This window comes from Metabacillus niabensis (genome assembly GCF_020524345.1).
GTDB classification, from domain to species: Bacteria; Bacillota; Bacilli; order Bacillales; family Bacillaceae; genus Metabacillus; species Metabacillus niabensis_B.
In genome coordinates, this window is the sequence record NZ_JAIVLH010000011.1 from 73,449 (window position 1) to 96,880 (window position 23,432).

The following is a 23,432-nucleotide window of genomic DNA, read 5'->3' on the forward strand; positions in this document are numbered from 1 at the left end:
AAAAAACTGCTGATTCAATCAGCAGCTATTTTTGCTTGTAGTAAGTAAGGGCAAGGGCAAACGCCAAAACCGTTCCTTTCACAATATCCATTGCATAATATGGTACGGACATCATAACAAGTCCATTCTGTAATATACCAATTAAGACGGCACCGACAAATGTTCCAAAAGCATTTGGCTTTCCTGCCCCAAGTACAGAAAATCCAATAAATGCAGCAGCAACTGAATCCATTAAATAAGGGGCTCCAGCGTTGATCTCCGCTGTCATGACTCTTGAAGCCAGTACGATTCCTCCAATTGATGCAAAAAGAGCTGATAAAAGATAAGCAGCTACTTTATATTTATTCACCGGAATTCCAGATAATCTTGCCGCTTCAATATTCCCGCCGATCACATACATATAACGGCCATGCTTTGTGTACGTTAAAAAAATATGAACAGCAATCACTACGACCACCATAATGACAATAATCCAAGGTACTTGTCCAATATGCTCAAAAACCGGACTAATAAGTCCTGTTGCAAAAGTTCCGTCAGGCATGACCATATTTTGTGATACAGTAGCACCTTTTGTATATGTTAGAGCAATTCCCTGCACAATAAACATTGTTGCAAGGGTTATTAACATATCAGGAACTTTTAATTTTACAATAATAAATGAATTTAAAACCCCGACTAATAATGACGCAACAATAGCTGAGAATATGGCAATGAGTGTATTCTGTGAGAACCATACGAACATTGAAATGACAATCGCATTAGATAATGAAGCAACAGATCCCACAGATAAGTCGAATCCATTTACAGAAAGAGAGATGGTAATTCCAATTGCGATAATCGTTACAATAGATATTGATCGTAATATATTTATAATATTATTTCCTTGAATAAACGTTGGATTCGTTACTGCAAACACGATGATGAGAATAAAGATCGTTAAAATTGTTCCGTATTTATACAGAAATTGAAATAAATCAAATGATCTTTTCACTTTATTGGTTTGCACAGGATTTAATTCAGCCATCTTAGTTGCCTCCTGTTGAATATAATAATAGGTCTTCTTCGTTCGTTATATCTGTATTTACTTCTTTAACAACCTTACCGTCGTACAAAACATATAAGCGATTTGTAATTCCAATGATTTCGGCTAATTCTGAAGAGGCATAAAGAATAGCCTTTCCTCTTCTCGCCAACTCACATATGAGTTCAAAAATATCCTTTTTCGCTCCTACATCTACCCCTTTTGTAGGTTCATCAAAAATATAAACATCAGCATCTGTAATAAGCCATTTTCCTATTGCAATTTTCTGTTGATTTCCACCGGATAGATTTTTCACTTTCGTTTCATCTGATGGTGTTTTGATTCCAAGGCTTTTAATAAGCTCTACAGCTTGTTGCTTTTCAGCTTTGCGCTTTACAAAGCTAAGTGCACTTGTGAAAGCTCCCAGGTTTGCTGCGGTTAAATTTGTTACAACAGACTCTTCTACCAAGATCCCTTCTTTTCGTCTTTCTTCAGGAACCAAGGCAATCCCTTGTTTAACTGCTTGATAAGGGTTGGCCATTTTTAGTTTTTTACCATGCAGCTTTATTTCTCCTGATGCAAGCTTCTTTTCACCAAACAAGGTTTTACATAGCTCTGTTTTACCTGCTCCTACTAAGCCCGCGATTCCAATAATCTCACCTTGTCTTACATGCAGGGAAACACCTGATAGTTTTTCATCATCGTAAAGATGGTTGACCTCCAGGACCGTTTCACCAATTTGGAATGTTCTCTCCGGAAACTGCTCTTCTAGTTCTCTACCAAGCATGTTTTCTATTACTTTATTAGGAGTTGTCTCACGAATACGTTCATGTGTGACAAGCATTCCGTTTCTCATGATTGTAATCTCATCACAAACCTCAAATATTTCAGGAAGACGGTGTGAAATAAAGATAATTCCGACATTTTTCTCCTTTAGATCACGAACAATCCTGAATAATTCCTTTGTCTCAGCATGACTTAACGGTGCAGTCGGCTCATCGAGGATAAGGAATTTACATTTTGACGAGACTGTTCTTGCAATCAGTACCATCTGTTTTTCTGCAAGAGTCAGTTCACTTACCAGCTTTTTAGATGACACCTTAATTTTTAAGCTATTTAAAATTTCAGCTGCCTGTTGATGGATTTGCTTCCAGCGAATGAATTGCCTCTTTCCCATCTCACTCACTGTTTTGGTGAGCATAATGTTCTCTCCTACTGTTAAATATGGGATAAGAGCTGTATCCACTTCCTGGTGAACAATTTGAATACCTTGTACTTGTGCATCCTTAGGGTCTTTAATCAACACTTCTTTGCCGTCTATTTGGATCTGTCCTGTGTAATGATTGTAAGCACCAGATAAAACTTTCATTAGAGTCGATTTTCCTGCACCATTTGCTCCAATTAGCGCATGAGTCGTACCGCTTTTCATCGTAAAATTAACAGAGTCAAGTGCTTTTACTCCAGGAAACTCAATTGAAATTTCTCTCATATTTAATACTGATGTATTCATTGTCCTTCCTCCTTCCTTATTGATCTGTTCTTGGTTTTATTGGAATTTTTAATAGGAGGTTTATATAGAGGAAAAAAGGAGCGAGACGGGTGTTCCGAGAGTAAGAACTCGACTTCCGCCCGTTCTCTGCTAGAGATATTATTTCTTATAATATTCTTTTAATGTTTTCATCCATTCTTCTTCAAATGCATCTGACTGACCCCAACCTTCCACAGTGTCAGCTAAGTTCACCATATTAATAGGCTCATTCGATTGAAGTAACGCATCTTGTGAAATAAGTGATGCTTCAAGATTATATGTTTCAGGTGTTTCTTCATCAGCAAGTTTTTTAGCCAAAATCCTCATGTCCACTGCACCGATAAGCTTTGGATCAACAGCTGCCGTGTATTTCCATGAGCTTGCTTCATTTTGCATTTCTTGTAGATCCGCATTCGAAACATCAATACCATAAATCTTAATTTCATCTCTTCCAGCTTCTTTAATGGCACGTGCTGCACCGATTGCAAATGCATCCCATGTTGCGAAAATCGCATCAATTTCACCTTTCGGGTGCTTATTAAGCATAGAAGCAACAGCGTTTTGCGTTTGAACAGATGTATCTGCAGATGCAATACCAAAGCGCTCTACTTCTTTAATTCCCGGATTATTCTTTAAAACATCTTGGTAAACAGCATTTCTTCTAACCATTGGAGGAAACCCGTCAACCCAAAGGTATACGATATTCGCTTCACCTTTTGTCTCTTTCACTAATTGATCTAAAGCTAATTTAGCCAGTGCTTCATCATCCTGTGAAGTTAATGTCACTCCATTAATTTTTGATAATCCATCAATTGAGTCAAATGTAACAACACTTTTACCTGCATCAACCAACTTTTGCACAGCATTAATTGTTGCTTCGTCATCACCATGAGAAATGATAAATCCATCATAATCTTCTTCAAGTCCTTGTGCGATGGCATCATGGAATTTAGCTGTGTCACCATTTGCTGTGAACACATCAACTTGGAAGCCTAATGCCTCCCCTTCTTCTTTAGCTCCTGCTAGAAATTGAGCTGTATGATCATCCCCGCCAATTTTGCGGATTACTTTAATTTTCACTTCTTCGCCATCTTTAAATCTTTCAGGCACATTATCAAGTGACACGTCAGGATTTCCTTTTGATTTTGTCGACTCATTCGTTTCACCATTACTAGATGAACACCCTGAAACAAATACGGTTAATACCAATGTTAAAATAAATAATGTGTTAAATAGTTTGTTCTTCATAGCTGCATTGCTCCCCTCAATTAATAGAATATGATTTACTCATGCCTTGAACTTGTTCTCTCTAATTTCACAAGTCCGGGTAACACAAAAAACCTCTCTTAGACAGAGAGGTTTCACCACAATAATAGGAGTCTCCTCTCTTATCTTTCAAAGCCATACAGCTTTGCAGGATTTAGCACCAATTCTATTCGGAAATAGAACGGTTGCCGGGCATCATCGGGCCAGTCCCTCTGCCACTCTTGATAAGAGTTGTTTTTATGCGATTAAGTAAAATAACAATACATATACTTTAATCCGGTATAGAATGAATGTCAACCATTTTTTGAATATTTATAATATCCGAATTATTTTATCTTTATATTAAAAGGCTTACATTTTTTCAATATGAAAGACAAGCATTTATGCTTGTCCATTTGAGTTATTATTTTCTTTTCTGTGCTTTCATTTTGTTGCTCGCTAACTCTGCCGCATATTCTTCTTGAGATTTACCTTGTTTTTGACTTTCAGATTCAATCTTTCTGAATTTATTATCGTTTCTATTTGGCATACTCTCACCTCCTACCAGACTATGTTATTTTGCACAACTGGTTAAGATGCATACACTTAACTTTCCTTTAGTTTTTTTGCGTACTATGGTCTTTTAATAAAGTTACATGTAATATTAGTCCGTTCCATTTCGCTCCAGACACTACCGATTCAAACTAGGAACTAAATAAATTCTTTCAGAAAACAGCTTATCTTTTCTTCAATTCTTGTATACACATTGATTCATGTAGCAATTATATATACTATTACAAATAAATACCGCAAGTAAATTAACCTTTTTATCATCTATTGGTATAATGGAGGGTAGAATTTATTCTTACATATAAAAGAAAGGTTTGATCTGATTTGGAACACAATTCCTCAAACTTTATTAAAACAATTATTAAAGAGGATCTTGAGACAGGAAAACGGGATTATGTGTACACTCGCTTCCCGCCGGAGCCAAATGGGTATCTTCATATTGGTCATGCAAAATCGATTGTTATTAACTTCGGATTAGCAGATGAATTTAAAGGAAAAACAAATTTACGATTTGATGATACAAATCCATTAAAAGAAGATACAGAATATGTAGAATCCATTAAAGAAGATGTAGCTTGGTTAGGCTACGACTGGGACGGTTTATTCTTTGCATCCGATTATTTTGAAGAAATGTACAATCGTGCTGTACTCCTTATTAAAAAAGGAAAAGCCTATGTAGATGATTTAACAGCGGATGAAATAAGAGAATATCGTGGCACATTGACTGAGCCTGGTAAAGAAAGTCCATACCGAAATCGCTCTATTGAGGAAAACCTTGATTTATTTGAGCGTATGCGTAATGGAGAATTTGGCAATGGAGAAAAAGTTCTCCGCGCTAAAATTGATATGTCATCACCAAACATAAATTTACGTGATCCTGTTATCTACCGTGTTTCACATGCTACTCATCATAATACCGGTGATACTTGGTGTATCTATCCAATGTATGCTTTTGCTCATCCACTCGAAGACGCAATCGAAGGCATTACACATTCCTTATGTACAACAGAGTTTGAGGACCAACGCCCTCTTTATAACTGGGTCATTGAAGAATGTGAAATGGAGCATAAACCTCAGCAAATAGAATTTGGTCGTTTAGGTATCACTAATACAGTAATGAGTAAGCGAAAATTAAAACAACTGGTTGATGAAAAGGTTGTTGATGGATGGGATGATCCACGTATGCCAACAATCTCCGGGCTACGTAGAAAAGGATATACGCCAAAAGCTATTCGTGAGTTTGTAAAAGAAACAGGTGTTTCTAAAGGATTTGCTACTGCAGATGAAGCAATGCTTGAGCATTTTGTCCGTGAAGACTTAAAACTTCAAGCTCCTCGCACAATGGGAATCTTGAAGCCTTTGAAAGTTGTCATTACAAATTACCCGGAAGATCAAGTTGAAATGCTTGATGCAGAGATTAACCCTGAAGTGCCTGAGATGGGAACAAGACAAATTCCATTCTCCCGTGAAATTTATATCGAGCAGGAGGACTTTATGGAAAACCCTCCCAAAAAGTATTTCCGCCTGTTCCCTGGAAATGAAGTAAGGTTAAAACATGCTTATTTCATTAAGTGTGAAGAGGTTATTAAAGATGAAAATGGAAATGTGATTGAGATTCATTGTACCTACGATCCAGAAACAAAGAGTGGTACCGGCTTTACTGGTCGTAAAGTAAAAGGAACATTACACTGGGTTGATGCAAAGCATGCGTTGCCTGCGGAATTTCGTTTATATGAGCCACTTATCCTTGATAAGCAAAAAGACGAAGAAATTGAAGATGAAGTTGAGTCTTCAGAAGAAAAGACATTCCTTGATTATATAAATGAAAACTCATTGGAAGTTTTACAAGGATTTATTGAACCGAATATGAAGGATATTCAACCACAAGACAAGTTTCAATTCTTCCGCCATGGATACTTTAATGTAGATCCAAAGCACACAACAGCAGAAAAAACGGTATTCAATCGAATCGTGTCTCTGAAAAGTTCGTTTAAATTAAAATAATCATTATTTAAAAAGAAGATGGCCTTTGTCGGCCATCTTCTTTTATGTTAAAGGGAGACCTATCAAAAAAGTTGTACCATCTGAAGAGGTCTCATGTATGGTAATATATCCATCATGGTTTTCAATAATTCTTTTTACAATCATTAACCCTAAGCCTGTTCCATCTTCTTTTGAGCTTGTGAACGGGTCAAAAATCTTTTCCTTTAAATCATATGATATTCCCGGACCATTATCTTTTACATAAATCTGAAAGTAATTATCGGATACTTGTGAATAAATGCGTATTTCTCCACGTCCGCGCATTGCTTCAATACTGTTCCGAACAAGATTATGAAAAACCTGCTTCATTTGCTTGGAATCAATTGGTACAGTTCTATGAATCAGGTTGATATAAATGGTAATATCTTCAGAGGAATCAATAATTAATGGTAAAAACTCTTCTAATACACTTTGAAGACATACCTCTTTTTTAATGGGGGCTCCAGGCTTTGATAAAAGCAGCATTTCCTCAATGATACTGTTAATCCGTTCGAGTTCCTTCATCAGCAGAGCCATATGATATTGGTTTTTCTCTTTATCCCCCAGTGATTGATTCATCAACGATAAGAAGCCTTGGACAACAGCCAAAGGATTCCGAATTTCATGTGCAGCACCTGCAGCTATTTCTCCCACTATGGCTAACTTCTCAGATTGGTACATTCTTTTCTCTAGTTCTTCGGTCTCTGTCATATCAACAAAATTAATCATTCTTCCAATAATGTGACACTGATGATCGTGCATTCCTGTTTGAGATACGAGCAAGACTTTGTTTTCTTTTGCAGTTTTATATGTAATCTTTCTATGATGAAAGTTTGAATCACGAGTTACGATATTCCAAAACTGTTCATTTTCATCATAAATCTTTTCATTCATAAACTGACTTATTCTGTCTTCATTATATTGTAAAATATCAGCAGCTGCTCTATTAATTTTGAGCTCTGACAACTCATCATTTATTGTTATAATACCAATTGGCAAAGAATTCACGATTTGCTCGCGATACATTTTATCATTCAAAATAGTTGTAAATGAATCTTTCAGACTCTTGGACATTTGATTAATGGAATTCGCCAATTCTTCAAATTCAACCTGTTTCAGAGGTGGCAAAGTAAGCCCGTACTGGCCTCTGGCAATGAGGTCTACTTTATCAACCATTGTTTCAATAGGCTTTGTCAAATTTGCACTTATTCGATACGCTGCAACAATAGACAAACAAATAGCTACTATTGTGATACTAATGAGTAGCCAAAGTGCATTTGAAATAATACTCGAAAACTCGTTCGAATGTGCAGTGAACTTTGTAAAAACCAATTCCTTCTCTTCATTTATTTCGGTCTGTAATTCTTCAAGTTGTAGCAGGTAATCTGAATGTATATATGTACGGGCATCATCATACTCTTCATATGCTAATAATCCTTGAATATTATTTATGACCATAAAGTCTAGTAATTCTATATCTTTTTTTATACTAATTAGGGAAGAAGGAACAGCAGGAGGTTGATCAGACGTTTCATTTTCTTCTTCATATTGATAAGACTGATAGACTTCAACGAAATCACAACATAAATTTTCTCCTAAATACTCTTTTACAACCAGCTCTCTAACGGCAAGATCTTTATCCCATTGTGTAAGCCAATAGACCTCAGGTACGTTCTTCTCCTCTATTGTGTTACTCACTTCTTTAACAGCTTCAATTGATTGTACCAAAACGTAGGAAAAACCACTTAACAGAAAAGTCAACATCAGGAGGATTGAGAGAATTTTTGCTCGAAATGACATATGTTTCAATAATTTTCTCAACGTAATCCTCCTTACTTTAATGAAGGAAAGCTAATCTCTCCTTCTTCGAATTTATTCATTTCACTTTCTATAAACTGTTTATCTTTATCAGACAACATTGGTCCAAACGGAGCTAGGCTATACACACCATGCTCCGCACTTAACATCACTTGCCCATGTGGAATTCCATCCTTACTAAAGTAATCTTCCATCATGACAACATATGCTTGAGATACATCATTTTTCACGCTCGTAATAACATGATCCTTCCCCATATATGATTGATCGTCAAGATAGCCAATGACATATATTCCTGACTTTTTCGCCAAATCTATGACATCTCTATTGAAGGAGTTTCCTTTGCTATAAACAACATCTACGCCCTCATCTATTAACTGTTGAAGTATTTTAGAAGCTTTTTTACCATCATCTCTGCTATTAACATGACGATAATAGAATTTTATCTCCGGTTTATAGTAGGCTAACCCTGTTTCAAATTCCGGATTTTTGTTTCTTGCTTCATATGAATCAATTAAGCCAACTTTATTCGTTTCAGTCACTTTCGCTGCAGCAAGTGCAGCAAAGTATTCGATTTCCCCTTGATCAAATGTGTAAACAGATTGATTTGGATATTTTGAAGATCCATGTAGAGTGATAAAGTGAATATCTGAGTACTTTTTTGCTGATTCTGTAAATACGTCCGAAAACTCACGACCATGACCGATAATCACTTGTGATTGGTTTTGTACCGCTTCTTCAATTGTATCCTTTATTAATTTGTTTGTATTAATTTCACTATATAGAGTTACGTCAACTGGAAAAAGCTCTTCCATTTTCAGTTTTCCTTTATATGCCAAGCTCCCCCAACTTTGATCTACAATGACATCTGATGTTATGATGGTCACCTTTGTTTTCCCATCAGTTCCAGTTGAAACAGCTTCTGAGATGATATCTTTCATCTTAAATCCAATTATACTAATAAAGATAATTCCAACAATCACTGCTATTATCCCAATAAATCTAAGTTGTGTCGATTGTTGCATCATTCTTTCTCTCCCTAAAGATTGTACAGTATCTGACATCATTATAGCGAACAATCCAACCACATGCTATATATTTATGAGAAATATCTACATTATTCGACAATCGTACGAATCTCCCACTTTTTTTAAAAATTCCATAACAAAATAGCATTTGCATCAGGAAGCCTAAATAAGGATATTTGTTCTTTACAAAGAACAAACTCAGCGCTTAATCCACACTGAGTTCCTTACACATTATAGATAATTTATGATCAACCAGTCTTTCAATTCTTCTTTAAGCTTGTGATGAATTGGAGCTTTTGCTTCCTTTTTGTATTGTTTTAATAGGTTTAAAATTGTTCTTTCTCCATTAAATTCCTTTAGCATATGATCCATGTTTTCGATAACAATTGCAGTTGCGTTCGGTTTTTCAAGTTGCTCTATCCTTTTTACATTTTCGGGATTTGCCTGGACATCCTTATCACCTGTAATAGCCAATATAGGACATTGAGCATTTTTAAGGATATTAATAATCATTTCTGTTGAAAAAGAATAATGTTCTCTAAACCATCTTACCGGCATCTTTTTCAATTGATACCTCATCGTATCACCTTGTGATTGCTCTATTTTTCTCTTTAGATTAGCAGCTTGTTTTTCCACCTTCGATTGTGTAACAAGTTTTCTCAAGATCATTCCTTTAATGCCTTTTAAGTGCTTTATTTCCTCAATAACTTGTTTATTTTGATAGTCCATTGGCTCTTCAATATTACTTGCTGCCCCGGCAAGTAATATCAAACCGGCAACAGGTATTTGTTGATGTGCGATTGTTCCAATAATACATCCTTCACTATGACCTAATAGCAAAACCCTATCATGATCTACTTTTGGATGATTCTTCAAAAATTGAATGGTTTCTTGCACATCACGGACCAAATCCAACATGCCAGACTTGATCGGATCGCCTTCACTTTCCCCGACAGATCTTTTATCATATCTTAGCGTAATAAAGCCTAATCCCGTTAAGAAATGAGCTAATTCTTTATATAAATCTGATTGAATGGCAGGTTTCTTCATGTTTCCATCACGATCTGAACTACCTGAACCATTAATTAAGATAATAGCAGGGTGTTTTTCCGATTCTAAACATGGATAGGACATTGTCCCCTTTAATGTAATATCATGAGTGATTGAGATCTCTTCTTCACGAATTGTGCTCATGGACTTATCCCCTTTTAATTGTTATCATTATTGATAATGATAACATCTTTCCAGAGAATTGTCATTACTTTTTAAGTAAGAAAAATTAGTCTTCGTCTTTTACATCGATATCCTCTGGAATTGGTTCTTTCATATATTCTTCCACTACCTTTTTATATTTTTCCATTTGTTCTAGGTGGGTATTAAATTGTTCCTTATTAATTAAATATTGATTTCCATCAAAGAGTGCTCTGATCTTTTTTTCAAGGATTAGTTTTTTAATTTGCTCTTCTGATAATGACAGGTATTCTGCTGTTTCTTGAACTGTTAAATACATGATAGTCTCCCTCACTTCTTCATTCGTTACCATCATAGTAGATTATACTAGTTTGTTACAAGTAAAAAGCCAATTCACATCTGTGAATTGGCGGTGTGATTGGCTATTATTACTCACTTAATTCCTCTATATCTGCATTAAAGCTTTTGCTTTTTATCCCCGCTCTTAATAACTGAATATCTACCTCAACGTCCAGTTCAGCTTTTGCGAACTCTTCATCCCATCTGTACTCCACTTCTTTGTACTTCTTATGATCCTGCCTATTAAGAGCATCTCCAAATCCGAAGATGTCTACTTCGTATTCCTTCTGGACTTTTTTAATAAGCTGGGATATTTCTGCTTTTACGAATTTTTCAACTAGTTTTTCCTGGTCTGAATAAACATTAATTTTTGTCAAATCTTTAGCACATTGTGTTCCTTGTATCTTAGCTTCCGCATTAATTTTCACTTTGATCTTCGGTCGATCATTTTCATATTTGGATTCTAAGTTGACCTTTGATCTTATGACTCGAACATCTAAATAAAACTCGTCTTTATTTGTTGTATTAGCATCTTCTGAATCACATGCAATACTCAAACTCGTACTTCTTAACTCTTTCGTCCAAAGGTATCCCCTAGTTTCATTTAGTGAAAGTTTCCCCACCATTTTATCACCTTTAAAAATAGCCATCCCATCAGCAAGAACCAATGCACCAGGATCAATTTCTTTATTATTATCTACAGATTGCCCTTTTTCAGGATCACCTCGAATGGATATTATTCCGGCAACAGGATTAATTCCTTTTGAAATAAGGGATGTAATAAAATCATATAACTGAACATCCGGATTTCCACCCCACTCGTCCGTTAGCGTCGTAATTTGAGTACTAAGCTTCAATGAAGGACTTTTTTGCACAGGATAGGTGATTTTTGTGAAAGTTGAAGCAGGATAACCACTTGTGATAACAATACTAAAGTCATTTCGAAACTGTCCACTTCGATCAAGAAAATCCAAAAATCCAAAAATCCCATCTCTTGCCACCTCTTCACTTATATAAAGAACCCTTGTATGTGAAAATACGAGCTTACGGGTTAGTCCCACATTCATTTTATTTGATAATTCCGAGAGAGAATTCCCTTCTAATGTATAGATGTTAACAGGAGCATTTCCTTGTGCACTTTGTTTTCCAAATTCCGCGGAGTTAATAACCTCTACTGTCATCCGATACTTTTTTTCTTTTCCTTTGTCCACTGCAATACCTGCCACAATTGCTATCTCATCAAGCTCTTCCCGATCCCAACACCCTGTTAGAAATAATAGTAGTGCAAAAAAAGGCAGTAGGATTTTTTTAGTCATTTTCCTTCTTACCCCCAGTGTTTTGATCTGGAGAAGATGGTCGAGAAGAATCTTTATTTTTTACCGGTGCTTTAGTCATCAAATAGGAAGGGCGATACCGGTCTCCCCAAATTGGGACACGGACAAACACATCTGTTTGATCTTTTAGTCTGAACGGAGCAACAGGAGTTAAATATGGGATTCCAAATGTTCGCAAACTTACTAAGTGAATAACCATAACAATGAGCGATAAAAGAATTCCATATAAACCTAATGATGCAGCCATAATAATCAAAATAAACCGAATTAACCTTGCTGCAATAGAAAAATTATAAATAGGAGACACAAAGCTGGCAATGGCAGAGAATGCAACAATGACAACTAAAACATTAGAAACCAAACCAGCTTCAACTGCAGCTTGTCCGATAACTAGCGCTCCAACAATAGATAATGTTTGGCCAACAGCCCGCGGCATTCTAACTCCCGCTTCCCTTAATACTTCAAAGGTAAGCTCCATCATTAATATTTCAATAACTGCAGGAAATGGTACCCCTTCCCTCTGACTTTGTATATTTATTAAAAGCGGTGTTGGCATTAACTCATGATGATAAGTCGTAATCGCCACATATAAAGAAGGAAATGTTAGGGTAATCATAAATGACACATACCGGATAATTCTTATAAAGCTTGTCATAAAAAATGGTTGATAATAGTCCTCTGTAGACTGAAAAAAATCTGTAAAAACAGAGGGAACGATCAACACAAATGGTGAACCGTCAAGGAGAATAGCGATTTTCCCCTCCAAAATATTTCCGCTAATGCTATCTGGTCGTTCACTATTATAAATAAGAGGGAAAAAGGTAAAGGTTTCATCTGTAATAAGCTCTTCTACATTCCCAGTATCAAGTATACCTGAAGCATTTATCTTATTTATCCTTAGCTTTACCTCACTTAAGATATCTTCATTTACAATTCCTTTCATATATCCAATTGATAGGTTGGTATTTGAGTCACTTCCAACTCTAAAATCTTCAAAAACCAACCTGGGACTTTTTATTTTTTTCCTAATTAGACCTATGTTCGTGTTAATATCCTCTATAAACCCTTCCTTCGGGCCACGAATAATCGTTTGAGTACTAGGCTCCGAAATGGAACGCTTATCTGTTCCTCCTATGTTTAACGCCAAGGCCTTACTATGCTCATCTATCATGACAACAGCATAACCGTTTAACATTTGCCAAACAAGCTGATGAAGTGTTTCCGCATATTCATAAGAAACAGCAGGAAAAAAGGCTTCTCTTAAAGAGTCTAAATCTCTGTGTGCATCTGCTTTCGGCTGCTTAAATGCTTCTCTCAGCGGTTCTAAAACCTGCATATTCAGCTCGCTTTTATTTAACATTGTACCTAAGTAACAAACACATCCCCTTAGATCTCCAACTTTAATATGGATTTCTTCATAATCAGTCGTCTGTTTAAATAACTCTTGAATACTACATAAATTTCGATCCAGCTTTCTGTCATAATGCTTTGGTATCCCCTCTTGATCATATATCTCTTTTTCAGAGGTTCTTCCCCTATTTTTGTTTTTTCTTCTTGTAAACAAAGATGAAAAACTACTCATGAGCTAGACTCCTTTTTTCTTTTCCTTGTTTTCCATAAAATAAAGGGCAGTAGAAGCAAAGGAATACCGAATTGAAAAGGGATATGCATAAAGAATGGCACGAACACTAGCCCTTCCTTAAGATGTTCAACAAAGTTATGACTAATAACAGCTGAAAAAAAGGCAATGAGTGATCCCATTGGAAGTGTCATGCTTCGATATGGTTTATTCGTAATTAGTTCTAGACCCTTTAAACCTCCGTAAAAAAAGATCCCCACCTTTACGATGATTCCGAACATAACGAAAAACACAATAATCAAATCTACTCGTTCTATAAAGTTCAATAAGGATATTTCACGTGAAGCACTTAATAAAGGAAAGTTTGCCCGTTCCTTTACATCAACTCCTAAAGTAGATATTTGAATGAGAGCACCATATGCAAGCAAAACACCACTGGTAAAAACACCGGCAGCACTCACCTTTTTTATATGCTTTTTTGTGCCAATATAGGCGCTTATCACCATAAAAGTCACTACTTCTCCAAAAGGAAAGGTTATTAACTGCGGAAAAAGTGCATTTACAATAGGTTTAAATCCATCAGCTAAGATCGGCTGGATATTGCTTATTTCAAACTCACCCGAGAACCATATACCTAAACCAGTCATAACAATAAAAGCGACAACATATGGAAAGAATACCTCACTTGTTCTCCCCAGCACCTCTAATCCATGCTGAAATATATAAACGATGACAAGCATCATCGTGATAGAGATAACTTCTAATGGTGTGACCTCAAAAATTGTAGAAACTAAAAGTTCACAAAAATCCCTCAACACCCTGGCAGATACATAAAAGAAGTAGATAACATATAATAGTGTGAAAAATTTACCGATCCACTTTCCAAAACAAAAGACAAATAGCTCAAATAAGTTCTTACCAGGTACTTTTGAAAGGAGAAACAAATAATAAAGCATAATAGCCATTCCAAAAAAAGTTCCAATGATGACAGCAATCCAAGCATCCTGCTTTGCTTCATTTCCTATTCCTACTAAAGCAGCACTACCAATTTGAAAACAAACAATAAGGATATAAAGCTGCCAGAGTGAAATTTTCTCTACCAGTTGCTTCATTACTCTACTTACTTCCAATGTTTTTTATTTTTTGTAATTTTTCTTTCACACTTTTCCCTACAGAATAAAGAAATCCAACTAGTAGAAAAACATAGATCATCCATTTATTAGATCCCGGATCCATCGCTAAAAGTGTCTTATATTGGTTAATTAAATTACTGCTATAAAGATACGCATCAATCTGAGCAATCAATAAGCTAAGCAGGATAAATATTGTAAAAAACATAACAGCTCTCATTGGCTACACACCTTAACCATATTTGAAATGATAAAATGAACTAATTCCTTCTAATATATGGTTTATTATGGACAAATGTGGTTTTTTTAGTATGAAAGAACCAAAATCTTTCTGTGTTTATTTTTGAACACTCAAAACGATCCGTGCATATAAAGATAAATTATGTCTAAAACAATAAAAATTTTGTCTATTTGATAGAATGATTGTCGAAGGCATTCCAAAATGGGAAGAAATCAATAATAATAGGTATATACGATCTGTTAAGCATAGGGAGCCATGAAAAATGATGAATAATGTGAACCAAGATCTGGGTCATAAAATAGATTTAGTGAGAAGATTAATGATCGCTACTGCCCAGGCAAAAGGAATGAACAACCCTGAAACAATTAAGTATAGCGAAGAATTAGACAGACTAATACTAGAAACACAGTTACTTCTAAAGTCATGTAGTTAATTTATAGGACAGATCCTCTATGAGCAAGAGTCAATCAAGAACTCCCTGTCCTTCTATTTACTTATGGATGCAAAAGGATATACCTATACGTCCTAAAAATATTTCCTATTCTATCTATTTGTTTGTTTTTTCTAATAAACCAGAAAAACTAGTAGCATGATGCCACTAGCTATATATGATTTAATGCTGATTGTATGTCTTCCCAAATATCCTCCCAGGCTTCAAGACCTACAGAGAGACGCATCAACATATCTGAAATTCCCATTTCCCTCCTTATATGTGCGGGAACAACAGCATGTGTCATAGAAGCAGGGTGTTGAATTAATGTTTCTGCATCACCTAAGCTTACAGCAATGGGTATTAACTTTAAATGATTCACAAATTTAACAGCATCCTCAAATGTCCCTTTTACTTCAAATGATAGTAATCCTCCGCCATTTTTCATTTGTTTTTTCATGATTTGATAGTGGGAATGATCGGGATCCTTGGGATAATAAATGGCTTTAACCTTTGGATGCTCTTTTAGTTTCATCGCAATTTTCTCTGCATTCTCACAATGACGATCCATTCTAACAGCTAATGTTTTCAACCCTCTAAGTAGTAACCATGCATCAAATGGAGAGATAACTCCACCTATATCCTTTTGTATAGTCTTTTTTAAGGAATCGATCGTATTTTTGTCTCCTACTACCAGACCCGCAATGACATCTCCGTGACCACCAATATATTTTGTTCCACTATGGATAACCAGATCACATCCAAGCGTAATTGGTGTTTGTAAATATGGAGAACAAAACGTATTGTCTACAACCACCTTAATGTTTCGTTCCTTAGCAATCGAGACAACCTTTTCTAAATCAATTAAGTTCATTGTAGGGTTCATAGGAGTTTCAATAAATATGCAGCGTGTCGTTTTCTTTATCTGTGCAAGAATATCTTCCTCTGAACATAGCTCAGAAAAAGTATAGTCAATTTTGTACTTTTCCTTTAAAAGCTGTAATAAACCAAACGTACAGCCGTAAATTCCTTTTGAACAAATAATGTGATCATTCGCTTTTGTTATGCCGATGAGAACAGCTGAAATAGCAGCCATTCCTGATGAAAACGCCAGTGCAGCTTCTCCGCCTTCCAATTGTGCAATTCGTTCTTCTAATACTGTCACCGTTGGATTACCTAATCTGGAGTAAATATACCCCTCATCTATTCCTGCAAATCTGTTCGCTCCATGTTCCACTGTGGGAAAGGTAAATGTTGATGTTTGGTAGATTGGCGGGGTTAAGCTATTTTGATGCTTATTTGGATCATAACCTGCGTGAATTGCCTTTGTGGCAAATTGGTACTCCTTTTCTTTCATAGGATTTCCCCCCTCTTTATAGGATATTGGAAAATGTCCGTCTTGGTTCCTATGGTTTATATTCTAAAGGGGATGTTGATTGGCACTACATCAAATCTGACATTGAGGACAGAAGAATGATTTTTTTGAAGAAATCTCTTCTCTTATGATTGTAGTCTTACAGCGAGGACAAGGCTCACCTTCCCGGTCATAAACATAACAATGTTCATTATACTTCCCTGTTAACTCGTCCCCTTTAAATACAGGCATTTCAATATATCCGCCATATGTCAAACCTCTATTTAATATCGTTTGAATCGCATGGAATAGTGAAGCTCTTTCCCTAGATGAAAGTTCATCTCCTATTCGCATAGGTAACAATTTTGCTTCAAAACAGATTTCATCAGAGTAATGATTTCCAATACCAGCAATAAACTTTTGATTAACAAGATTCGATTTTAATGTCCCGCGTTTCTTTTTAAGCTGTTCATCAAATTCTGATAATTGAAAGCTCGAATCAAGGGGTTCAGGACCTAAATCAAGAAATTCCTTTTCAACCTCTTGAGCGGTAAGAAGATGAAGGTACCCTAATCTTAGCCCAATAAAAAACAATTGGCAGTCGCCAAAGGTGAGGGTAACCTGTTTTGTTCTATCAGGACTATCTTGCTCATTTCCGATATACATGAGCCCTCCCAGCATAAGATGCAGCAATAAATGACCACCCGAATCCAATTTAAAAACCAAATGTTTTGCCCGTCTCTCAACTGCAACTAGCTTCCTCCCTTTCACTTCATCTATAAAAGCAGGAATCGCTTTATTGATCGACTTCTCTCTCGTCACTTCTACTGACTGAATGGTTTTTCCGACAAGCTTTTTTTCAAAAATCCGTTTATAATTTTCCATCTCAGGTAATTCAGGCACAAAAACACTTCCCTTAATACAAAATTTTTTATTAGTATTTCATATTAAAGATGTAACATGTACCGAGACTTCTTAGACTCCATACCTTTCCAATTGATAAATTAAAAACCTCTCATTGGCGTTATGCTCATATAGTCCATTTATTTTCACCTCTTCTTTTAATACAAAAGAAGTTTGGTTGTCCAAATAAAAAAGATAGTCTTCTGCTGCATAATATAAAATCAATTCGACTTTACGGTTTCTTTTTTCAACCGACTTTAGAATATTACGGACTACTTTCATAAAGATTTGAACGGAAAAAGGATTAAAAAAATAAAAACGATTGTCTGCTTGGTTTATTGGATATTCCTCTGCTAAACAATGATGAAAAATAATCTGATTACCATTCCGTTTTGTTTTCGTGATATAACGGGTACGGTTCTTCACAGCATTTTCGTAAAAAAGAAGATCCATCTCAACTCCTACAACCGGTATGTGAAATAAGTAATGGACAAATAGTGGCAACCTCCCCTTGCCACAACCAAAATCAACTAAGCGATCATTTTCTGTCAGCTTATAGTGATGAAATAATTGTTCCAGTCCTTGATAGGGAGTAGGTTCATACCGGTGATAATGAAAGGATTTATGAAATCCCTTTTGTTCATCATCTGTATCAATGTTAAGTAACCTGTCATATGTCTTTTCTGCCATTCGTTTTCTCCTTTGCAACAGTATGTTATGATTAGAAAAACACGATTTACCGAAAGGAATGGCCGAAGTCGATGTCTTTTCTTATCCTTTAATCTTTTAATATAGTTAAACTTACTTAAAGTATTTAAAAAAGATTGATAGTTAGGTGGGCTATAATGAATTGGATATCAACCACTAAAAAAGGTGAATTTCTAAAATGGTTTTTAGACCATCATCAATTAAAAAACAAGGAAGCGCGGAGACTTATTGAATATATTCAAAAGAATCATCATCTCCTCAAGAACCTATCTTTTACCGAGTCAGTACATCCTAAAGAACGCACCATCATGATCTCCAGTATTAGTTCTGATGAACCCGGCTTCCACTTCTATTCCAATGGTTTCAAAACCGAAGATGTTTCAAGAGCTTTTGGATCATTAATGAATAACCCGGCAGATAAGATATTCATCATTCTTCACTATTTTGGGAAACATTCTGATCATCGTTATACACAACTTGTTGAAACACATCGCATTCATTCTATCAAACAATTTGAGCAATCTGAAAAGGACGCAAAAGCTACCGACCTAGTTGTTGAAATTGCTTTACTGAAAAGTCAAATTAACAAGGCACTTGATGATCGGAACGAAGAGCTTTTCCATGAGTTAGTAAAAAAACTGAAGGAGATACAAAAATAACCGCATAGATTCTTATCTATGCGTTGTTTCATCTTTTATACAAATTCCCTTTTTAATAGCGGTTGTGTCATTGTAGGGATCACGATTTCTATTCTTGTTCCTTTGTTTACTTCACTATGTATTGATAACTGTCCCTTATGTGATTCAATGATTTTATAACAGGTCATGAGTCCTAAGCCTGTTCCTTTTTCTTTCGTGGTATAAAACGGTTCACCTAGTGTAGGAATTCGCTCGGGTGGAATGCCTACCCCCTCATCAATTACCTGAATAACAATGGTACCCTTTTCATTTCCCTTCATCTTCAGATAGATATTTCCTCCATCAGGCATCGCTTCAATTGCATTTTTAAACAGGTTCAAAAACACTTGCTTTAATTGTGCTTCCTCACAACAAATCATAGGTAAATCCGATTCAACCTCCGAAAAGATTTGCACATTATTTAATATGGATTGTGTACTCATTAACGTAATCACATCTTTAATTAACTCATTAAGATCCTTTTCAACAAATATGGAGGCACTTGGTTTGGAAAGAACAAGGAATTCCCCGACTATTGCATTAATACGATCAAGCTCTGACAACACAATATTATAATATTCTTCTTGTAGATGGTTTGATTTAAACAATTGAATAAATCCCTTTATGGATGTAAGCGGATTTCGTATTTCATGAGCAATTCCAGCTGCCATTTGACCTAACAACGCCAGTTTTTCAGACTTTAGCAACAGCTTTTCTGTTTGTTCCTTCTTTTCTGTAATATCTTTACCAATTGTTAAGATTGCTTCACTTTTTCCATACGAGATATTCATTGATGAACCTTCAAAGAAAAATGTTGTTCCATCACCTCGCATTAATTCATACTCAATGCAACTCAATGGAGAATTTTTCTTTTTAATCATTTTAATTCTTTCTCCAGCACGTCCTATGTACTTTGGAACAATAAAATCCAGGATTGAACGATTAATCAAATCTTCTTTACTTCCAGCCCCTATCATCTTCACAGCTGCATAGTTCACATAACAAATTTTAAATTCGTCATGAATAATAATCGATTCCGGAAATGAATCGATCAGCTTTTTATAACTTTCATCCTTTAGCTTTGCCTTTTTTGCATAAAATCTAGCTAAGTCATACTGTCTTCCTACGAAAAATGCAATAATTGTAAAAATAAAAAAATCCACTGTAAAAAATGGTTCCTGATCCATCACTGTTTGATAGGCTGTAAACAATATCGATATTAACACCAGAATAATTTGTCCTGATCGATTCATCCTGTTATCCTCTTCACCTAGATTTTTCTTTCATCATAGCATATTTGAACTAGAATTATATCCCAATTGGAAAAATTCAATAAACTCTATGTGAGAGTATCTACCTATCTATTTATTGACAGGATTAAGGGTAACTGACAGTGCTTCTTTATTAAACGTAAAAAGGAAATCAATAAACGCTAAAGGGCTATCACACATGTGCGACAGCCTTTTAAGTTCCTACTCTTTATTTAACTACACCTTTTCTTCTTATCCATATCATGGCGACAAAGCCAATTCCAATTAATAGACCACCTAATAATAGACTGTTATATAAAGTTGTTGCCGTTTCCGGCAGCTGTTTTCCATTATTTAGTTGTTTATCAGAAGGCTCAGCATCATCATTAGGAATGACTGGATCATTATTTTCTTTCTGATTATTACTGTCTTTATCCGTTTCTTTCCCTATCGGTTGATCTTCGCCATCATCGTTTAGATCTGGAACTGTTGGGTCTTCTTCTGGAAGAGGATCTATTTCTTTATCTACTTCTTTTTCTTCTTCATAATCTTTTACTTTAGTTAAGGAGAAATCATCCACTGTTCCCCATGCCCCTGGACCCGCTTCAATATTTGCTCCGATTGTTAGTGTTCCATCAACAACTAAAATCTCCTCAATCGCAGGATTACTCCAGTTCACCCAGCCATTTACCGCTGTCTCGTCCTTTATCTCATCACTGCTTGTCTTAGCATAAAGAAACATATTCGATTCTTCAGCATCTCCACCCTGTAAGAACATAGAGAGGTTATAGTAGCCCGGTTCTAAACCAGTAATCGTTTGCTCAACTTTAAAATCTACTGCATTATCTGAGTAAAAGTGAACAGCGTATTCTCCGGATTTGGCATCTGAAGCTTTTTGTTGATAAGTAGCATGTGGGGCAGATTCATCTTTATGAATGATCTTCCACATACTGCGATCCTCATCTTCAAAACTTGGGTTCAACACAAAGTTTTGAGGGGTGATTTGGAGATTCGCCTTTACTTTACCTCCCCCTTCTACTTCACCTTCTATTACATATGTGCCAACACCATTATTGATTGCATGTGTTAATGCAGTTATATCCCACGTAACAGCTGCAGTTCCTTCACTTCCATCATTATAGGTAACCGTGACATGATCCGGTAGAGTAATCTCTTCCCCTAAAACAGCATGGATTGAAATGTCTTTTATCACATCGATTTCAAGTGGTGCTTTTGCTCCTGTATCGACGTATTTAAAGACGTTTAAAGATGATAGTGGTTTTCCTTCAAAATCAAATAATGCTTGGTTATCAACTGCGCTGCCTCCATACCAGTGACCTGCATCCTCCGGATCATATTCAGCTGCAAAACTTGTAGCCCAACCTGAACCGTCTCTTTCCCATTTCACTTTATTTTCTTCCAGGTTCGTACCTACAGGAATCCATGCAGGTTCCCAATAAAAAACACCAATCCCCGCTTCTCCTACATTTGCAACTGCCTCAATTACATCCCGAACAGCAGTAGCTTGTCCTTGAACAGTAATCGGATAATGTAATGTCTGACCTGAATCCTTTGGTGCTGTATTTCCATGACCGTCCCCGTCTTCAGCGGTGTACGTATACGAAGTTTCGGCTACCATCACTTTTTTTCCATACGTATCTGCTACGTTTTTTAGGACAGATGTTAAATTATCTAAAGTTCCATGCCAGAACGGATAGTAGGAACTCGCGAAAACATCATAATCCACATTATTTTGATCAAGTGTTTTTGAAATCGTAGAATATCTCCCTGCACTCTCAGGATTTGTAAAATGTAAAGCTATTAAAATAGATGAATCTATTTCTCTAATCGCTTTACTACCTTGATTGAACAATTCGCTCATCTTTGTCCAGTCTGTTTCACCAACAAACCCGCCTGTTGTTTCATTTCCAACCTGAACCATACCAACCTCAATGCCTGCGTCAAGTAAGGCTTGAAGACTATTCTTCGTATAGGTATAAACAGCATTCTTTTTCTCTTCAAAGCTTAAGTTCTGCCATGCTTTTGGTGCCTGTTGCTTAGCAGGGTCAGCCCAAAAATCAGAGTAATGGAAATCAACTAACAGCTTCATTCCGTTTGCTGTCGCTCTTTTTCCAATTTCAATCGCTTTTTCTAAGTCATTATTTCCTCCACCATAACCTCGACCTTCAGAATCATAAGGATCATTCCAAATTCGTACACGAACATAGTTCACACCAGCTTCATTCATCGTTTGAAAAATGTCCTGCTGTTCTCCACCTTCATTTTTGAACGTCACTCCGCTTTCTTCTAATGAAATAATGCTGGAAATGTCTACTCCTTTAATGAAGTCGTCACTTAATCCATCCACTTTTTCCACAAAGATATCCGCTTCAACAGGTTGGCTCGAACCATCTTGTGAACTAAGTTGGAATTGATCTAAGTACCCCCATGCATTCTGAGCACCTTTAATCGTAGCACCGATTGCTACATTCTTTGTTTCCTCGGTTAATTCAAATGAATATGTAATTGTGTCCCAATTGTTATAACCTTTCGTGGCAACTGGTTCCATCTTTCGTTCTCCTGCGAATAATGTAATATCGGCTGCTTCAGCCCCATCACCACCCATCGCACTAACAGTCAGCATGTAGCTTCCTGCCGGTAATGAGTCAATGGATTGTTTCACTGTTAATGTTTGATCTCCTGTTGCAGTGTCTTTGATCCAATACTTAAATGCGTATTGTCCTTCATGACTAGTAATGTAGGGATCGTCAGAATACGGAAAATGTATAACCTCAGCTTGCTCCCAATCTATATTATCTATTGTCCATGAGTCGCCATCCCAAATATCTGTTTCAAATCCCCCATTTATTAAAAGATTGGGTTCCTTTGTTGCTGCGAGACCTTTTTGATTTTGAAGGGGTAGTGTACTCACAATCATAACAATGGCTAACAATATTGATAACAACATTCTGTTTCTTTTCATCAATTTTCATCTCCCTATTAATCTATCAGTTAACCGTAAGCGCTTCCTTTCATGTGCTCAACAATGATGAAATTAAGGCAT

The 23,432-nt window shown here is 36.1% G+C and carries 21 protein-coding genes and 1 riboswitch; of the genes, 3 read left to right on the forward strand and 18 right to left on the reverse strand.

The window, feature by feature from the left end; genetic code table 11:
- Positions 1–25: 25 nt before the first annotated feature.
- The 4 genes from LC095_RS13390 to LC095_RS26800 form a co-directional block, all read right to left on the reverse strand.
- Positions 26–1,024 carry an ABC transporter permease gene (locus LC095_RS13390; RefSeq protein WP_226528619.1) on the reverse strand — a complete coding sequence of 333 codons (999 nt, stop codon included), beginning with the start codon at positions 1,022–1,024 and terminating at the stop codon, positions 26–28.
- Position 1,025: 1 nt separating this feature from the next.
- Positions 1,026–2,531, reverse strand: coding sequence for a sugar ABC transporter ATP-binding protein (locus tag LC095_RS13395; protein ID WP_226528620.1), 1,506 nt, complete (start codon positions 2,529–2,531; stop codon positions 1,026–1,028).
- Positions 2,532–2,669: 138 nt separating this feature from the next.
- Positions 2,670–3,797 (reverse strand): sugar ABC transporter substrate-binding protein, encoded by a 1,128-nt coding sequence (locus LC095_RS13400; protein WP_226528621.1) that lies wholly within the window; start codon positions 3,795–3,797, stop codon positions 2,670–2,672.
- Between the two features lie 137 nt (positions 3,798–3,934).
- Positions 3,935–4,046, reverse strand: a riboswitch (SAM riboswitch).
- 172 nt (positions 4,047–4,218) lie between these two features.
- On the reverse strand, positions 4,219–4,344 hold the full coding sequence (locus LC095_RS26800; RefSeq protein ID WP_264142788.1) for a hypothetical protein: 126 nt from the start codon (positions 4,342–4,344) through the stop codon (positions 4,219–4,221).
- Between the two features lie 344 nt (positions 4,345–4,688).
- On the opposite strand from LC095_RS26800, the gene LC095_RS13405 reads away from it, so the two are divergent.
- The gene (locus LC095_RS13405) at positions 4,689–6,368 is read left to right on the forward strand and encodes a glutamine--tRNA ligase/YqeY domain fusion protein (protein ID WP_226528622.1); all 1,680 of its coding nucleotides are present in this window, start codon (positions 4,689–4,691) and stop codon (positions 6,366–6,368) included.
- 42 nt (positions 6,369–6,410) lie between these two features.
- Here LC095_RS13405 and LC095_RS13410 read toward each other — a convergent pair whose 3' ends face one another.
- From LC095_RS13410 to LC095_RS13445, 9 genes are all read right to left on the reverse strand, one after another.
- Positions 6,411–8,207: a sensor histidine kinase gene (locus LC095_RS13410; protein ID WP_226528623.1), complete on the reverse strand. Its 1,797-nt coding sequence runs from the start codon at positions 8,205–8,207 to the stop codon at positions 6,411–6,413.
- Positions 8,208–8,218: 11 nt separating this feature from the next.
- On the reverse strand, positions 8,219–9,229 hold the full coding sequence (locus LC095_RS13415; RefSeq protein WP_226528624.1) for a BMP family ABC transporter substrate-binding protein: 1,011 nt from the start codon (positions 9,227–9,229) through the stop codon (positions 8,219–8,221).
- Positions 9,207–9,332 carry a hypothetical protein gene (locus tag LC095_RS26805; RefSeq protein ID WP_264196034.1) on the reverse strand — a complete coding sequence of 42 codons (126 nt, stop codon included), beginning with the start codon at positions 9,330–9,332 and terminating at the stop codon, positions 9,207–9,209. The genes LC095_RS13415 and LC095_RS26805 overlap by 23 nt, the downstream gene beginning before the upstream one ends.
- A gap of 131 nt (positions 9,333–9,463) precedes the next feature.
- The gene (locus tag LC095_RS13420; RefSeq protein ID WP_226528625.1) at positions 9,464–10,426 is read right to left on the reverse strand and encodes an alpha/beta hydrolase; all 963 of its coding nucleotides are present in this window, start codon (positions 10,424–10,426) and stop codon (positions 9,464–9,466) included.
- Between the two features lie 85 nt (positions 10,427–10,511).
- Positions 10,512–10,742, reverse strand: coding sequence for an excisionase family DNA-binding protein (locus LC095_RS13425; protein ID WP_078433304.1), 231 nt, complete (start codon positions 10,740–10,742; stop codon positions 10,512–10,514).
- Positions 10,743–10,851: 109 nt separating this feature from the next.
- Entirely contained in the window at positions 10,852–12,078 is a 1,227-nt protein-coding gene (locus LC095_RS13430; RefSeq protein WP_226528626.1) for a Ger(x)C family spore germination protein, read from the reverse strand.
- Positions 12,071–13,678 (reverse strand): spore germination protein, encoded by a 1,608-nt coding sequence (locus tag LC095_RS13435; RefSeq protein WP_226528627.1) that lies wholly within the window; start codon positions 13,676–13,678, stop codon positions 12,071–12,073. The genes LC095_RS13430 and LC095_RS13435 overlap by 8 nt, the downstream gene beginning before the upstream one ends.
- Positions 13,675–14,805, reverse strand: coding sequence for a GerAB/ArcD/ProY family transporter (locus LC095_RS13440; RefSeq protein ID WP_226528628.1), 1,131 nt, complete (start codon positions 14,803–14,805; stop codon positions 13,675–13,677). The genes LC095_RS13435 and LC095_RS13440 overlap by 4 nt, the downstream gene beginning before the upstream one ends.
- Entirely contained in the window at positions 14,792–15,025 is a 234-nt protein-coding gene (locus LC095_RS13445) for a hypothetical protein (RefSeq protein WP_226528629.1), read from the reverse strand. Before LC095_RS13445 ends, LC095_RS13440 begins: the two co-directional genes overlap by 14 nt.
- A 283-nt stretch (positions 15,026–15,308) precedes the next feature.
- On the opposite strand from LC095_RS13445, the gene LC095_RS13450 reads away from it, so the two are divergent.
- Positions 15,309–15,479 carry an aspartyl-phosphate phosphatase Spo0E family protein gene (locus LC095_RS13450; RefSeq protein ID WP_226528630.1) on the forward strand — a complete coding sequence of 57 codons (171 nt, stop codon included), beginning with the start codon at positions 15,309–15,311 and terminating at the stop codon, positions 15,477–15,479.
- A 169-nt stretch (positions 15,480–15,648) separates the two neighbouring features.
- On the opposite strand, the gene megL is transcribed toward LC095_RS13450, so the two are convergent.
- The 3 genes from megL to LC095_RS13465 form a co-directional block, all read right to left on the reverse strand.
- Entirely contained in the window at positions 15,649–16,833 is a 1,185-nt protein-coding gene (megL, locus tag LC095_RS13455; protein WP_226528631.1) for a methionine gamma-lyase, read from the reverse strand.
- 90 nt (positions 16,834–16,923) lie between these two features.
- Positions 16,924–17,733 (reverse strand): Fpg/Nei family DNA glycosylase, encoded by an 810-nt coding sequence (locus LC095_RS13460; RefSeq protein WP_226528632.1) that lies wholly within the window; start codon positions 17,731–17,733, stop codon positions 16,924–16,926.
- 72 nt (positions 17,734–17,805) lie between these two features.
- Positions 17,806–18,423, reverse strand: a complete 618-nt coding sequence (locus LC095_RS13465; protein ID WP_226528633.1) for an SAM-dependent methyltransferase — start codon at positions 18,421–18,423, stop codon at positions 17,806–17,808.
- Between the two features lie 155 nt (positions 18,424–18,578).
- On the opposite strand from LC095_RS13465, the gene LC095_RS13470 reads away from it, so the two are divergent.
- Positions 18,579–19,100 (forward strand): YpiB family protein, encoded by a 522-nt coding sequence (locus LC095_RS13470; protein WP_226528634.1) that lies wholly within the window; start codon positions 18,579–18,581, stop codon positions 19,098–19,100.
- A gap of 35 nt (positions 19,101–19,135) precedes the next feature.
- On the opposite strand, the gene LC095_RS13475 is transcribed toward LC095_RS13470, so the two are convergent.
- Entirely contained in the window at positions 19,136–20,371 is a 1,236-nt protein-coding gene (locus tag LC095_RS13475) for an ATP-binding protein (protein WP_226528635.1), read from the reverse strand.
- A 226-nt stretch (positions 20,372–20,597) separates the two neighbouring features.
- Positions 20,598–23,351 carry a glycosyl hydrolase 53 family protein gene (locus LC095_RS13480; RefSeq protein ID WP_226528636.1) on the reverse strand — a complete coding sequence of 918 codons (2,754 nt, stop codon included), beginning with the start codon at positions 23,349–23,351 and terminating at the stop codon, positions 20,598–20,600.
- Positions 23,352–23,432: the final 81 nt, after the last annotated feature.